We start from the raw sequence: 13,765 nt of genomic DNA, 5'->3' as shown, positions 1-13,765 counted from the left end.
ATCATGGGCGACATAAGAAGAACCAAGTAGGTATAATATTTGACATCCATACCGAAACATGAACCTATTCATATTCACTCATTTATTTATTATACATCGCTGAGGTTATTAAATTTTCATTCCTAAGTTAAATAAGCTGCTTAATCTAGCAGCTAATTTTTGGCATGGCTGGAATTGGAAACAGGCTGTTATGGTTAGTATCTTATCTCAAGAGTCAAAACAAAAAAGCTGGCGCGAGCTGGCAATTCCGTCGATGTTCACTGTATTTCAGGCTAACAGTCAAGCAACTCTCAGCTATGTACCGAAAATTTATCCGCACCGAATTACTCTGTTGCGATCGGGAGAAAAGCTGAGCGCGAGCCATCAAGATCCGACTCTGGGCTGGAGCGATTTAACGGCGGAACAAGTAGAGGTGATTCGAGTTCCTGGGAATCACCTTACTATGTTGAGAAAGCCCTGTGTTGAGGTGCTGGCTCGACAGCTAAATACATTGCTTGGAGCAGGAATTAAATGATTTTGGTTCGATCGTTCGGAATGCAAGTCCGCATCCAAGAAAGGACTGAAGTCCGAACGATCGAACCTATTGCGTTCATTAGACCTCTTGCAAAAATAACTAGGACGGGCAAGATGCCCATCCCACAAAAAACATTTTTCCTTGTGGAACGGGCCGGAGAGCCCGTTCCAAAATTTGATTAAAAGGATTTTTGCAAGAGGTCTATTTAACTAAAATCCATTGTGCGATGCTGAAAATGCTAGCACCCAAACCTGCGGCGATCGGGATTGTCACCACCCAAGCCGAACCAATTGACTGCAAAGTTTGCCAGCGTACTGTTTTCCAACCTTTAATCAGCCCGACTCCCACAACTGCACCGACTAAAGCGTGGGATGTGGAAACCGGTAAACCCAAACGAGATGCTAATAATACTGTGGTAGCTGTGGCTAATTCCGCACAAAATCCGCCGCTGGGTTGCAGTTGGATGATTTTTTCGCCGACTGTGGCCATTACTTGTTTGCCCCAGATGGCTAAACCGATGACTATTCCTGTACCTCCGAGGACTAAAATCCACAGGGGAACGTTGAAATCCTCTAGGGGAAAGGAACCTGTGCGCTGGATGTAGGCGATCGCAGCTAAAGGCGCAACGGCATTCCCTACGTCGTTGGAACCGTGCGCGAATGCCACAAAACAAGCACTCAAAACTTGAAATCTCGCCATCTGTTGCTCGATCGAAGAGTGGCGGGGAGATGGGGAGATGGCGGGAGGGGGAGATGGGGAAAATATTCCCTCTTGCTTATTCTTTCTATCCGTTACATCCGCTATATCTGCTGCCGAACCTTCCTGCTCTAATTTTTTCCAACTATGGAGCGAAAGCCCGATCGCCCCAATACCCCCGATGCCAATTACAATATCGTGAATTGGCAGATTCCAGCCAAATGTATCGCGCGCGAAGTCGATCGCCCCTGTCTGCACCAAAGCCACATCTACAACAGACGGCAATACAATTATCCCAAATACGCTCAACAGTGCTGCACTCAGCCAAGGTATCCACTCGCGCAGTTGCAATAGAGGATCGGGTCGATCGAGAATCCAATGCTTCACCCCACTGTAAAATAGTGCTGCTAAAACACCGCTGGCAAAAGGTGTCGCCACCCAAGTTAAGGAAATACTGCCGATAGTTTCCCAATCAACCGCATGAATTCCGGCTGCAACCCAGCTAAAACCTGCGATCGCACCTACCACCGCATGAGATGAAGAAACCGGCAAACCTCGACTGGTAGCGATTTGCAGCCACAAGCCGCAAGTTATTAGCACTGACACCATCCCGACTAAAAATACCTGCGGCTGGGCAGAAAACACATCTACATTCACAACTCCTGTTGCGAGAGTTTCGGAAACTCCTTGCCCGAACAGCACTGCGCCGGCAAACTCCAGTATGCCTGCAACAATTATTGCTTGCCGCAGCGTTAGCGCTTTTGAGCCTACGGATGTCCCCATTGAGTTGGCGACATCGTTGGCGCCCAAGTTGGCGGCGACGTACAAGGCTAGTGCAGCCATCGCCCCCAGTTGCAGAAATTCGAGCCCCGAAGTATTTAACATAGAAGTTTTTTGAGATAAAACTGGCAGTTCGATATATGATAAGGGATTGTGAGTTTTGGAAAATTTTATGAAAGGCGCAGCAGAAATAATCCGTTCGCTCGAAACGGCAGAAATAAATAGAGTCAAGGTAGAACTCAGCAAAGTGCTCCCCGATATTTACGTCGGCGACACAGTTAGAGTCGGCGTGAGAATTAAAGAGGGCGCGAAAGAACGGGTTCAACCCTACGAAGGCACTGTGATTGCCATGCGTAACGGCGGGATTAATGAAACAATCACCGTGCGCCGCGTGTTTCAAGGTGTGGGCGTGGAACGGGTGTTTTTGATTCACTCGCCACGAATTGCTACTGTCCAAGTCATGCGCCGCGGTAAAGTCCGTAGAGCAAAACTTTACTACCTGCGCGATCGCGTGGGCAAAGCTACTCGCGTCAAACAGCGGTTCGATCGCTCCCTGTAGGAATGCACCCAGCTTCCTCTTGGTGAGAGAGAAAATGGGAAATTGAAAAAATTCAAAAAAAGTTTCCCATTTCCGAGCGCACTGTGTTAAAATAGAAATCTAGAGGTTAAGCGAGTTTCAGCAACCTCACCTGTGCGCTCTTAGTTCAGTTGGTAGAACGCAGGTCTCCAAAACCTGATGTCGGGGGTTCAAGTCCTCCAGGGCGCGCTGAATCACCAAAATTTTAATTCTGCCCGAAAGCGCCCGGATAATTGGCTGGAAACAGCTAAAACCGCAGACTTTCGGGTAGAATTAATTTTTGTGGGCGGTTCGCAACAAAGACCATCAACAAATGCTCGGTGTTGCTGATCGATCGGCCACAAGGGCGATCGGCATCTACACCGTGGATGAATTGGGCTTGTAAAAAAGTGCTGGCTTTGGATTTGAGATTTAGACTTGGGCGTAAGTGGTTAGTGTCAAAACAATCAGATAGCCGCGAGCCACTCACACAATCTAAAATCTAAAGTCTAAAATCTAAAATCGCAAGGGGGATTCAATCGTGGCGAAAAAAGACGAAGCTCAACAAACTCCAGAAATGACTGCGCCTGGGTTTGACCCTGCGGGCTTTCTTAAGGAAACTAGAGAAGAACTCGACAAAGTGGTCTGGCCGAGCCGCCAGCAGCTAATTAGCGAGTCTTTGGCCGTGCTTTTGATGGTAATCCTCTCAGCAAGCCTGATCTATTTGGTGGATAACTTCTTTAACTGGGGCGCAGGAAAGGTGTTTGGGCCATGACTTTTGCATCAGAAGAATCTGAGTATTCCACAGACGCGACGGGACAGGCAGCATCGCCAGAAGTGCCGGAAATTCATGCTCGCTGGTATGCTGTTCAGGTTGCCTCAGGCTGCGAGAAGCGGGTGAAGGCAAACTTGGATCAGCGGATTCAAACTTTGGATGTTGCCGATCGCATCGTTCAAGTCGAAATTCCGCAAACTCCAGCGATCAAAGTCGGCAAAGACGGTTCCCGGCGGCAGTCAGATGAGAAAATCTTCCCCGGCTACGTACTCATCCGTATGTTTATGGACGAGGATACGTGGCAGGTGATTAAAAATACCCCGAATGTAATTAATTTTGTCGGGGCAGAGCAGAAACGCCGCTACGGGCGCGGCAGGGGTCACGTCAAACCGCTACCTCTGAGTCATTCGGAAGTAGAACGGATCTTCAGAAACGCTCAGGAATCAGAACCGGTTGTCAAAGTATCGATGGCGACAGGAGACCACGTTGTGGTACTTTCCGGGCCGTTTAAGGATTTTGAAGGTGATGTGATTGAAGTGAGCCCGGAACGGAACAAGCTCAAAGTTTTACTCTCGATTTTTGGGCGCGATACGCCTGTAGAATTGGAGTTCAATCAGGTTCAGAAACAGAACTAACTAATGGCAAAGAAAGTTGTTGCAGTAATTAAGTTGGCGATTACGGCGGGAAAAGCCAACCCAGCTCCTCCGATCGGCCCAGCTTTGGGTCAGCACGGCGTCAATATCATGATGTTTTGCAAGGAGTACAATGCTAGAACCGCAGACCAAGCAGGTCTCGTGGTTCCGGTAGAAATTTCGGTTTTTGAAGACCGCAGTTTTACGTTTATTCTCAAAACCCCCCCGGCTTCGGTTTTGATTCAAAAAGCTGCTGGCATTGCTAAGGGTTCGGGTGAACCTAACCGCAAGCAAGTAGGGACAATTACACAGGCTCAGTTGCGAGAAATCGCTGAAACCAAGATGCCTGACCTTAATGCTAATGATGTTGACGCTGCTATGAAAATTGTGGCCGGAACAGCTAAAAACATGGGCGTGGCGATCGCGGATTGAAGGAAGAAGGAAGAGGGAAGAAGGAAGAAGGAAGAGGGAAGAAGGAAGAGGGAAGAAGGAATTTTGTTTCTGATTCGCAATTCTTACTTGTCAGTCTTAAATCCTAAATTGCTAATCCAAAATTTCTGATTTTTCAGCTACAATCGCAAATCCTAAGTCGATTCAGGGGGAGAAGTAATACTTCGCTAAGAATCGCAAACGTTTTAGATTTGAAATGAGCGAAACCGTTCAATCTAAAATCTAAAATCTAAAATCAACTGACCCCAGGAAATAACAATGGCAAAGAAAGTATCCCGAAGACTGCAAGAACTTCTCAAGAAAGTTGAAGAGAGACCTTACCTACCTCTGGAAGCTCTGCAACTTTTGAAAGAAACAGCAACCGCTAAGTTTGGCGAGTCTGCTGAAGCTCACATCCGTTTGGGAATTGACCCGAAATATACTGACCAACAGTTGCGGACAACTGTATCGCTACCAAAAGGAACTGGTCAAGTAGTCAGAATTGCGGTGATTGCTAAGGGCGAAAAAGTTAAAGAAGCTCTGAATGCCGGCGCTGATATGGCTGGTTCTGAAGAGTTGATTGAGCAAATTCAAAAGGGCATGATGGACTTTGATTGCCTGATTGCTACCCCAGATGTGATGCCATTGGTGGCAAAATTGGGTCGGTTATTGGGCCCGCGTGGCTTGATGCCTTCTCCGAAAGGTGGCACGGTGACGACTGACATTGCTCGCGCGATCGATGAGTTCAAAGGTGGTAAACTAGAATTCCGTGCCGATCGCACAGGCATCGTTCATGTTATGTTTGGCAAGGCAGCTTTCTCAGCGGAAGATTTGCTGGTTAACCTTCATGCTTTGCAAGAAACTGTTGACCGCAACCGTCCTTCTGGTGCGAAAGGTCGCTACTGGCGTAGTTTGTACGTATCCGCAACAATGGGCCCATCGATCGAAGTCGATATCAGTGCCCTGCGCGATACCAAACTTGATGCTGCCTAGAAAGTATTGAGCAGAAGGCAGAAGTAAAAGACAGCTTCGGTTATCTGTATAAATCTCTCACGAGATTTGCATGAGACCCTTGCTAATATCTGCCTTCTGATGATAGCCTAATCAAAAATCCATAAGCTGAAGACCGCAGGTGCCGAGCGCTTAATTTCCTGCCGAGGCTGAAGAAATAAAAACTCAAGAAAATAAATTAAAAAGTTCTATCTTTTAATTCCTAATTCTTAATTTTTAATTCTCTGCCCCGGCTATAAGGTTGGGGTTTTTGACTGGCAGTTTGAGATCCTAAAAGGAGGTGAAATAAGTATGGGCAAAAGTTTAGCAGCAAAAAATGAGATTATTGCAGGCCTCAAGCAAACCTTGAGCGAATCTCAATTGGTAATCGCGATCGATTACAAAGGCTTAACTGTTGGTGAAATCACAGATTTGCGGCGGCGTTTGCGTCCGAAAGGCAGCAGTTGCCAAGTAGCAAAAAACACGCTAATGCGAATTGCTGTTGATGGCAATGAAACATGGCAGCCGATGCAGGAATTGCTGACAGGTACGTCGGCGTTCATGTTCGTGCAAGAAGATATTGGCGGCGCGATTAAAGCTTACCAAGAATTCCAAAAAGCTTCCAAGAAGACTGAAGTTCGCGGCGGCGTGATGGAAGGACGGGTACTGAAAGAAGCTGATATTAAAGCATTAGCGGATCTGCCGTCGAAAGAACAACTCATGGCTCAAATTGCTGGCGCAATCAACGGTGTCGCAACCAAGTTGGCTGTGGGTATCAATCAAGTTCCTACTTCGATCGCACGCGGTCTCAAAGCTTATGCTGAAAAAGACGGCGGTTCAGCAGAAGTAGAAGCACAACCTGAAGCAGAACCTCAAGCAGAAGCAGAAGTAGAAGCACAAGCACAACCTGAAGCAGAAGCAGAAAGCGCATCTGAGTAAGTCATTAGGAATTAGTCGTGAGTCATAGGTCGTTAGTTTTGAGAAAAAAACTGATAACTGGAGACGAACAACTAATAATTAATGAGCAATCACAAATCACAAATCTACAATCGAACTAGGAGTTTAACGAATGTCTACTGCAACCGACGAAATCTTGGAAAAGCTGAAAACTCTGAGCTTGCTCGAAGCTTCAGAATTGGTCAAGCAAATTGAAGAAGCTTTTGGCGTCAGCGCTGCTGCTGTAGGTGGCGGCATGATGATGATGGGCGCTCCTGCGGCCGCTGCTGAAGCAGTAGAAGAGCAAACTGAATTCACCGTGATGCTGGAAGAAGTTCCTGCTGACAAGAAAATCGCAATTCTGAAGGAAGTCCGCGCAATTACCGGTCTGGGCTTGAAGGAAGCGAAAGATTTGGTAGAAGCCGCACCGAAGGCAGTTAAGGAAGCTATTGCTGCTGGCGCTGCTGAAGAAATGAAGAAGCAGCTTGAAGCTGTGGGCGCAAAGGTTTCTATCAAGTAGTCATAGACTGTAGCCGACAGGTTGAAACCTGTCGCTATTTGACCTCAGTTTGCAGCAGCAAACTGAGGTTTTTTTCATTATGAAAGAAGGAAGTTGTAGGGTGTGTCGCCATCGACAATCTCTAACTCAAGCTCGACAATCTGAGAGCGACGCACCTGTGCTTATACACCTGTGTCAACCAACCAAAAAATTCTTTCCACGGGCCCGATGTGTCAGGTGCGTCGCCATGAGATTGTTGACTGAATTTAGGGATTTTTCAGGGCGACACACGCTACAAATGCTGTTGCATGATTTTTGATCGTTGGTATTACTGACTCATCAATTATCAAAACTCTGCTTCCATTTGCCGCACGACTGTTAAAGCAGAATAAGAAACGCCGGCGGTTCCTTCTCCGGGATGGGTAGAGTCGCCGACTAACCACAGGTTTTTAATTGGTGTGCGGTTGGCAAATCCGAAGGGGCCGAAGTTTGGTACTCGCTGACCGATGCCGCCTACAACGCCTTGATCGCGCGCCGTGTAGCGGGCAAAGGTGCGAGGTGTGGCTGATTCTTGGTGTACAATTTTTTCGGGTGTCAAATCGAAATATTCGCTCAAACGGCCGATCGCCCCTGCGGTATATTTTTGCTTCAATCCTTCATAATCAGCAGAATTCCACCACATTCGAGTATCAGTAAAAGACGAAGCGATCACAGTCGCCATTCCCTGCGGTGCTCGGCCATCACCCGGATGGCTGACAGAAACAAATAATGAATTATTCTCCCCAATCTCGCCGTCGTAATCGTAGAGAAACTGAAGGTGCGGCGGACAATTTGCCGGAATTGCGCTTTCATGAACTCCCAAATATATGACAAATGCGCCGGATGCGGGCGGCAATTTATCAACTCGATATTTGTAGCCTGCCATTTGAGTTGGCAGTTGGTTTGTTGTCTCTGAATTATCTGTTAAAATTTCTAAAACAGGCTCGCTTGACATCAATTTTACTAGATTTTGCGCGGTCACGTTGGCAACAATGCGATCGGCTGTTTCTGTCCAAACTTCGCGTGTTTTTTGATTGCGAATCACTGTAGCGGTGGCTTTGCCGTTTGTGGTGACAATACTTTCGACTGTATGCCGCAACAGGACTTTGCCGCCGTAAAGCTCGATCGCGCTTACCAGGCGATCGCTCAAAACCTGCATACTTCCTTGTAAATGATACAATCCCTGCGGCTCTTGGCTTACTCCTAAAGCCGTCGCCGCGTAAAGGAGCGCCGTTTCTTCCGTATCAACTTGGGAATACAATTTTAACTGCAAATCCAGAAAAGTTTTCAAGCGCAAATTGTCGCCCAAACCGCACAGCCGCAAAGCATCTCCCACTGTCATGAAAGTGAAAGGCAAAGTAATTAAAGTATCGGGGCGCACAGCTTGAATTAATTGCCAAAAATCCCAGAAGTTTCTGGGCGGCAAAACTGGATCGCGCCCTTGAAAGTTCCAGCTAGCTTGGAATAATGTAGATAATAATTGCCAAAAAGGTTCGCTTCCAGGAAACTGCCGCTGTCTTTCCTGCTGCCACTTTTGCGGATCTCGCCAAACGCTAATGGGTGCGGTTTCTCCCGGCAGAAATACCGCGCAAGCCGGATCACAGGGTGTGGCGGGGGGAAGTTCTATTTCTAATTCTGAGAAAATGCGGTGGTGAATGCCTCCGGGTTCCAATCCTGCAACCTGCGTCGCGCCAACATCGAAGGTAAAGCCTTTGCGTTTGAAGGTGGAAGCGCATCCTCCGGGGACGATCGCCTGATCTAACACTAGCACTTGGTATCCTCTGCGGGCGAGCAGGGCCGCTGCTGTCAGCCCGCCGATGCCGGCTCCAATTACCGTGACGCGGCTTTTTGTGTCTGCTGGACTGGATTTGCTCTTAGGGGTGCGATCGCTCGTCATAATTTATTTATTGTAATATTTCTTAATATTATGCTCATATTTGGCAATAAAAAGCTCTTGTAGCGACAGGTTGAAATCTATCGCTGCAAGAGCATTCCTCCCAGTTGAGAGGACTTTTCAGGGTTAAAATGCTGCGCGCACCCGAAGCGTGACAGTGGGCCGTACCCGGAGAATCAGGAACGGCGCCACTTATTTAGATAAGCTTCGCCAATCCCAGCCACAGCTTGCATTTGAACTAGCTGTTCCCGTAAAGCTTTGATGGTTTTTAGCTGTTCTTGAGACTGTTGCTGCAAAGCCTCGTAATTGTGCTGTTTCGCCCCACTCTGGCTCAATTGATATTTTAGAGAGTGGAACTCGACCAGTTGAACTTGCAAAGATGCGATCGCACTTGACTTTTCTGCTAACTGGTGCTGCAAAGATTCGTAACTCGACTTCGACACGGTTTGGTGCAATTGGCTTTCGAGATTTTGCTTGTCGGCTAATTGCTGCTGCAAAGATGCGATCGAACTTTCTTTCTCGCCGAATTGATGCTGCAAAGATTCCAAATCGCTCGACTTGTCGGCTAATTGCTGCTGCAAAGATGCGATCGAACTTTCGCGCTCACTCAACTGCTGCTGTAAAGTTTCGTAACTCGACTTCGATACAGTTTCCTGCAATTGGCTGGCGAGATTTTGCTTGTCGGCTAATTGCTGCTGCAAAGATGCGATCGAACTTTCGCGCTCACTCAACTGCTGCTGTAAAGTTTCGTAACTCGACTTCGATACAGTTGACTGCGATTGGCTGGCGACATTTTGCTGTTCGGTGGCTAATTGCTGCTGCAAAGATGCGATCGAACTTTCCCGTTCACTCAACTCTTGCTGTAAAGATTCGTAACTTGCTTGCAGGGGATTTGACTGTACGCTCACCGAGTCCAATAGAGTTTCTGCCGTTATAGCGTCATTAATGTCGCTTTTTTCGGCTGTTTCCCCTTGCAACTCAGCGGTCTCGACCGCAGTTTCTTCACCTTTTTTCCAAGTGACACTAACCTCACTCTTGTCCGTAGAAATATTCAGAGCGCCTTGTGCCAAGCGTTCTAGGAGTTCAGACCTTGATATTCCGAGCTTTCGAGCGATCGAGTTCAATCGATCGGCACTAGAAGGAGTCAGCGAAAGTCCGACTTTGACTTTGCTTTCTGGATTTGAACTAACTGGATTGCGACTTTTTTTTACCATTGGCATTTTCTTCATGCCAACCTACACTTAATTAGTATAGTGGCTGAAGCTTCTATTAAAATCAATTTTTGTTACTTACCAATTGTGGCAGCTTCCGTTCCCAATCGAACAAAAAGCTGTGAATATAATCTTACGTCCATTCCTCGCCGCAGAACCGCTGCAACATTCCCCGGCCCGGTTTTTTGCGGCACGATACGGCAGATAGCACAGTTGAGCTTGTTAGATACTATCTAACTTTGCGCCCCATGTCATCTGTTCGGCGCGATCGACCAAATCCGAATAAGCGGCTAGATAGTCTTTGAACGCTGCAAAAAGGCGAGTTTCCACAACTTCCATGCGATCGCCCGAACCACGCTGCTAGAAGCTTTTTTACACGATGAGGATCAAGTCGGGGGAGGAAAAGTGGGATAAAAGATAAAGCCTGGGGTTTCCAACTGTGGCTACACAGATAAAACCCACTTGGAGTAGGTTAAAGAATTTTTACTCGATCGGGCCTTGACATTTTCCTCTCAAGATGAGAGTGTAAGCATAGTAGTCAAGGATCAAGCGTAGTCCTGCAACAGTAATGATGCAATTCAATACAACCCTTTCTGGATATGGATTGAGAATGCCAAAAACCTTACTTCTGCACCACTACCGGATCAAGGTTGCGATGTTAGACAAAAAAAGACACCAACCAAAAACCCATGCACCTAATCTCGATCTCCAACCTCCGTAATGATGCGGCCCAGTATCCCGATGTCAAAACTGAAATTGATACCTTGCATAAAAAATTTAAGAATGCAAAATGGCAGAATTTGGAGGAGGTTCGCAAGGAGTTCCGGGATGCCGAAGCAGTAGGAAACTTCACCGTCTTTAATATCAAAGGCAACAAGTATCGCCTGATTGTGGGCATCAACTACGAGGCTCAAACTATTTTCTACAAATATTTCCTAACCCATGCTGAATACGACAAAGACAAATGGAAAAATGATACTTACTTTTGACCGAGCAACTTATAGCACCTTGCTTGCAGAAATTGCTCCCAAGGCGATCGAAACCGAAGAGGAATATAATCGCTTCCTGGCAGTGGCAGAACGGCTAACCTTCGCTAAAAACCTCACTCCAGAGGAGAGAGTTTTATACAAGTTGTTAGTAACGCTGATTGAAGTTTATGAGACAGAAAATTATCCTATCGAATCGGAGCCTCATGAGATTTTGCAACACATCATGGAATCCAGCGGCACCCGCCAAGCGGACTTGGTAGGTATCATTGGATCGAGCGGTGTGGTGTCTGAGGTTGTGAATGGGAAAAGAGCGATTAGCAAGGCACAAGCTAAGGCACTAGGCAATTATTTTAAAATCTCACCTAGCTTGTTCATTTAATTGGGAAATTGGGCGAAGCGAAGCGGAGGGATGGGAAATTGGGCATTGCCAATAGGGTATTGGTTATTTGTGATTATAAAAACTACTAACCAGTAACCACTAACTATTACCCATGCCCGATGCCAGATGCCCATTCCAGAGGCATCTGCCCCTATGCCGACAGTCCCTGAATGTTACCGATTATTAGGCGTTACGGAATTAAGGTATGATTAGTTCAAAGATAAATTTGGAAAAAACAATTAAGTGACGCTTCTAGACCACATCGCTGGCGATTGGTGTAGGTCACTATGGTTTTCTACGATTGGCATTATATCTGGGCGTGTTTTTCCCCGCGATCGCCCTAATTTACACTCAAACATTGAAAAGCGATCGCCCTTGATTTTTCTAAAAGAATTCAAGGGCGATCTAATTAAAGTATGTATCTCATACAAGAGATTGTTTGCAAGCTGTTATTTTTTCCTAAACAACTTGTGTAACGGAGAGGGAGGGATTCGAACCCTCGTTAAGTTGCCCTAAACACACTTTCCAGGCGTGCGCCTTCAACCGCTCGGCCACCTCTCCAGGGCTAAATGAATTCATTCAGCCACAGCTAAACTATATTAGCAGAACAAATCTGATTTGGGAAGGGGGTAACGGCATAAATTTGTTGTTTAATGTGAGTAGGGTGTCAAACGGGCGAGTAGAATTCTACTCGCCTGTGTCGCAAACCCATTCATATCAAGGATTTTGCTCCCAACCCCCTATCTAAAATCTAAAGTCTAAAATCTAAAATCCCTATGACTCGCTCTTACACAATTAAAATTCATAACAGACAAACGGGCGATCGCCACACCGTGCGAGTACCCGAAGACCGCTACATCCTGCAAAGCGCTGAAAATCAAGGCGTAGAATTGCCCTTTTCCTGTCGCAACGGTGCTTGTACAGCCTGTGCGGTGCGCGTCAAGTCGGGGGAACTGCACCAGCCTGAAGCAATGGGACTTTCTGTGGAACTGCAAAAAGAGGGTTATGCTTTGCTGTGCGTCTGCTATCCGCGTTCTAACATCGAGGTAGAGACGCAAGACGAAGATGAAGTGTACGAATTGCAATTCGGCCGCTTCTTCGGTAAAGGTAAAGTTAGATTCGGTTTGCCGTTGGATGAAGAATGATGTTAAATTCGGTAAGCTGTTGCGCCTTTGAATTGTATGTGAGGGGCGGGCTAGAAGCCCCACAAAAGAGTTTCATTGATTTTTGATCTACAATTTAAATGCAGAATAGCTTCCCAATTACCAATTACCAATTACCAATTACCAATTACCAATTACCAATTACCAATTACCAATTACCAATTACCAATTACCAATTACCAATTACCAATTACCAATTATCCATGCTTTATCGGTTATTTGCGATCGCCCTTTGCGTGTTGTTAGCTAGCTGCCAAAAACCAGAAATGCGCCAAGGTACGATCGCCAAAGTAGAAAGGGCGATCAGCGGGCAAACAATCGAAGTTATTAGCACAGCCGACAAAATCGCCTTATTAGAACAAATCAGGCTGATTGGTATTGATGCACCAGATTTAAAACAACAGCCTTGGGGAGAAGCAGCCAAACAAAGACTAGAACAGCTAATTGAGGGAAAACAAGTATTGTTAGAATCCGACATCGAAGTTAAAGACCAGTTCGATCGCAAATTAGCCTATTTGTGGCAAGATCAAATTCTGCTCAACGAACAGCTAGTCAAAGAAGGTTATGTTTTGGCCTCAGTGCGATCGCGAAATACTAAATATCAACAGCGACTGATCAACGCTCAAGAATGGGCGAGACTCATGGGAAAAGGTCTTTGGAATCCAGAACGAGCCATGCGCCAAACACCCGCAGAATTCCGCCAGCAAAATCAGAAATAGTTAACAGTTGACAGTTGACAGTTGACAGTTGACAGTTGTCATTGGGATTATTCTTCCTTCTTCCTTCTTGTCTCTTCCTTCTTCCTTCTTATCTCTTCCTTCTTATCTCTTCCTTCTTCCTTCTTCCAAATGATAGACAATCAACTGCAAAACTTCCTTGAAATAGCCACCGAAGCAGCCCTCGCCGCTGGTTCCGTACTGCAATCTTTTTGCGGTAAATTAGAAAACATTCAAGAAAAAGGCCGATCGGGCGATTTAGTCACAGAAGCCGACAAAGCATCAGAAGCCGTCATCTTAGAAATTCTAGGCCGCCACGTACCCGAACACGCCATCCTCGCCGAAGAATCGGGCAAATTAGGGGATGCTAGCAGCAAATACCTGTGGGCGATCGACCCTTTGGACGGTACAACTAATTATGCTCACCAATATCCTTTTTACGTATCCGCTCAATAAGTTGCGGTAAATCTTAATTTTTCGACAGTGTATAACTTATTTGATTCTACAAATATCTTAATTCAGCCACAAAAATCACGCATTTACTGCTTGACCGCTAAATTTTGATTT

Annotated in this window: 15 protein-coding genes, 2 tRNA genes, 1 pseudogene and 1 other annotated feature; of the genes and pseudogenes, 14 read left to right on the top strand and 4 right to left on the bottom strand. The window is 46.3% G+C overall.

Annotated features, from left to right (window positions below):
• Positions 1-190 precede the first annotated feature (190 nt).
• A complete protein-coding gene (locus tag K4039_RS25590) occupies positions 191-514 on the top strand; it encodes a hypothetical protein (RefSeq protein WP_265239325.1) in 324 nt (107 codons plus the stop codon).
• A 201-nt stretch (positions 515-715) separates the two neighbouring features.
• Here the strand turns inward: K4039_RS25590 and K4039_RS25585 are convergent, their stop codons facing one another.
• Positions 716-2,095, bottom strand: coding sequence for an inorganic phosphate transporter (locus K4039_RS25585; RefSeq protein WP_265239324.1), 1,380 nt, complete (start codon positions 2,093-2,095; stop codon positions 716-718).
• 67 nt (positions 2,096-2,162) lie between these two features.
• On the opposite strand from K4039_RS25585, the gene rplS reads away from it, so the two are divergent.
• From rplS to rplL, 8 genes are all read left to right on the top strand, one after another.
• A complete protein-coding gene (gene rplS, locus K4039_RS25580) occupies positions 2,163-2,549 on the top strand; it encodes a 50S ribosomal protein L19 (RefSeq protein ID WP_265239323.1) in 387 nt (128 codons plus the stop codon).
• Positions 2,550-2,683: 134 nt separating this feature from the next.
• Positions 2,684-2,756: transfer RNA gene (locus K4039_RS25575), tRNA-Trp, on the top strand.
• Between the two features lie 331 nt (positions 2,757-3,087).
• Positions 3,088-3,321, top strand: a complete 234-nt coding sequence (gene secE, locus K4039_RS25570) for a preprotein translocase subunit SecE (RefSeq protein ID WP_265239322.1) — start codon at positions 3,088-3,090, stop codon at positions 3,319-3,321.
• On the top strand, positions 3,318-3,956 hold the full coding sequence (nusG, locus tag K4039_RS25565) for a transcription termination/antitermination protein NusG (RefSeq protein WP_265239321.1): 639 nt from the start codon (positions 3,318-3,320) through the stop codon (positions 3,954-3,956). Before secE ends, nusG begins: the two co-directional genes overlap by 4 nt.
• 3 nt (positions 3,957-3,959) lie before the next feature.
• On the top strand, positions 3,960-4,385 hold the full coding sequence (gene rplK / locus K4039_RS25560; protein ID WP_265239320.1) for a 50S ribosomal protein L11: 426 nt from the start codon (positions 3,960-3,962) through the stop codon (positions 4,383-4,385).
• 276 nt (positions 4,386-4,661) lie between these two features.
• On the top strand, positions 4,662-5,375 hold the full coding sequence (rplA, locus tag K4039_RS25555; protein ID WP_265239319.1) for a 50S ribosomal protein L1: 714 nt from the start codon (positions 4,662-4,664) through the stop codon (positions 5,373-5,375).
• A gap of 108 nt (positions 5,376-5,483) precedes the next feature.
• Positions 5,484-5,655: a sequence feature (ribosomal protein L10 leader region), on the top strand.
• A 29-nt stretch (positions 5,656-5,684) separates the two neighbouring features.
• Complete coding sequence (rplJ, locus tag K4039_RS25550; protein ID WP_265239318.1) at positions 5,685-6,311, top strand: 50S ribosomal protein L10; 627 nt, start codon at positions 5,685-5,687, stop codon at positions 6,309-6,311.
• A 130-nt stretch (positions 6,312-6,441) separates the two neighbouring features.
• Positions 6,442-6,828, top strand: coding sequence for a 50S ribosomal protein L7/L12 (gene rplL / locus K4039_RS25545; protein WP_265239317.1), 387 nt, complete (start codon positions 6,442-6,444; stop codon positions 6,826-6,828).
• A 325-nt stretch (positions 6,829-7,153) separates the two neighbouring features.
• Here rplL and crtD read toward each other — a convergent pair whose 3' ends face one another.
• Positions 7,154-8,743 carry a C-3',4' desaturase CrtD gene (gene crtD, locus K4039_RS25540; protein WP_265239316.1) on the bottom strand — a complete coding sequence of 530 codons (1,590 nt, stop codon included), beginning with the start codon at positions 8,741-8,743 and terminating at the stop codon, positions 7,154-7,156.
• A 173-nt stretch (positions 8,744-8,916) separates the two neighbouring features.
• Entirely contained in the window at positions 8,917-9,954 is a 1,038-nt protein-coding gene (locus tag K4039_RS25535) for a ribbon-helix-helix protein, CopG family (RefSeq protein ID WP_265239315.1), read from the bottom strand.
• Between the two features lie 686 nt (positions 9,955-10,640).
• On the opposite strand from K4039_RS25535, the gene K4039_RS25530 reads away from it, so the two are divergent.
• Together K4039_RS25530 and K4039_RS25525 are read left to right on the top strand one after the other, a co-directional pair.
• Complete coding sequence (locus tag K4039_RS25530; protein ID WP_265239314.1) at positions 10,641-10,940, top strand: type II toxin-antitoxin system HigB family toxin; 300 nt, start codon at positions 10,641-10,643, stop codon at positions 10,938-10,940.
• Positions 10,924-11,319 carry a type II toxin-antitoxin system HigA family antitoxin gene (locus K4039_RS25525; RefSeq protein ID WP_265239313.1) on the top strand — a complete coding sequence of 132 codons (396 nt, stop codon included), beginning with the start codon at positions 10,924-10,926 and terminating at the stop codon, positions 11,317-11,319. The genes K4039_RS25530 and K4039_RS25525 overlap by 17 nt, the downstream gene beginning before the upstream one ends.
• Positions 11,320-11,795: 476 nt before the next feature.
• Here the strand turns inward: K4039_RS25525 and K4039_RS25520 are convergent.
• Positions 11,796-11,880: transfer RNA gene (locus K4039_RS25520), tRNA-Ser, on the bottom strand.
• 215 nt (positions 11,881-12,095) lie between these two features.
• Between K4039_RS25520 and K4039_RS25515 the strand changes: the two genes are divergently transcribed.
• The 3 genes and pseudogenes from K4039_RS25515 to K4039_RS25505 form a co-directional block, all read left to right on the top strand.
• Positions 12,096-12,464, top strand: coding sequence for a 2Fe-2S iron-sulfur cluster-binding protein (locus K4039_RS25515; RefSeq protein WP_265239312.1), 369 nt, complete (start codon positions 12,096-12,098; stop codon positions 12,462-12,464).
• A gap of 221 nt (positions 12,465-12,685) precedes the next feature.
• Positions 12,686-13,201, top strand: a complete 516-nt coding sequence (locus tag K4039_RS25510; RefSeq protein WP_265239326.1) for a thermonuclease family protein — start codon at positions 12,686-12,688, stop codon at positions 13,199-13,201.
• A 129-nt stretch (positions 13,202-13,330) separates the two neighbouring features.
• Positions 13,331-13,639 (top strand): annotated as a pseudogene (locus K4039_RS25505) (inositol monophosphatase family protein); the annotation flags it as partial.
• Positions 13,640-13,765: the final 126 nt, after the last annotated feature.

The sequence above is a fragment of the Lyngbya sp. CCAP 1446/10 genome (assembly GCF_026130175.1).
Lineage (GTDB): Bacteria > Cyanobacteriota > Cyanobacteriia > Cyanobacteriales > Microcoleaceae > Microcoleus.
This window is presented reverse-complemented; position numbering and strand designations above follow the sequence as displayed.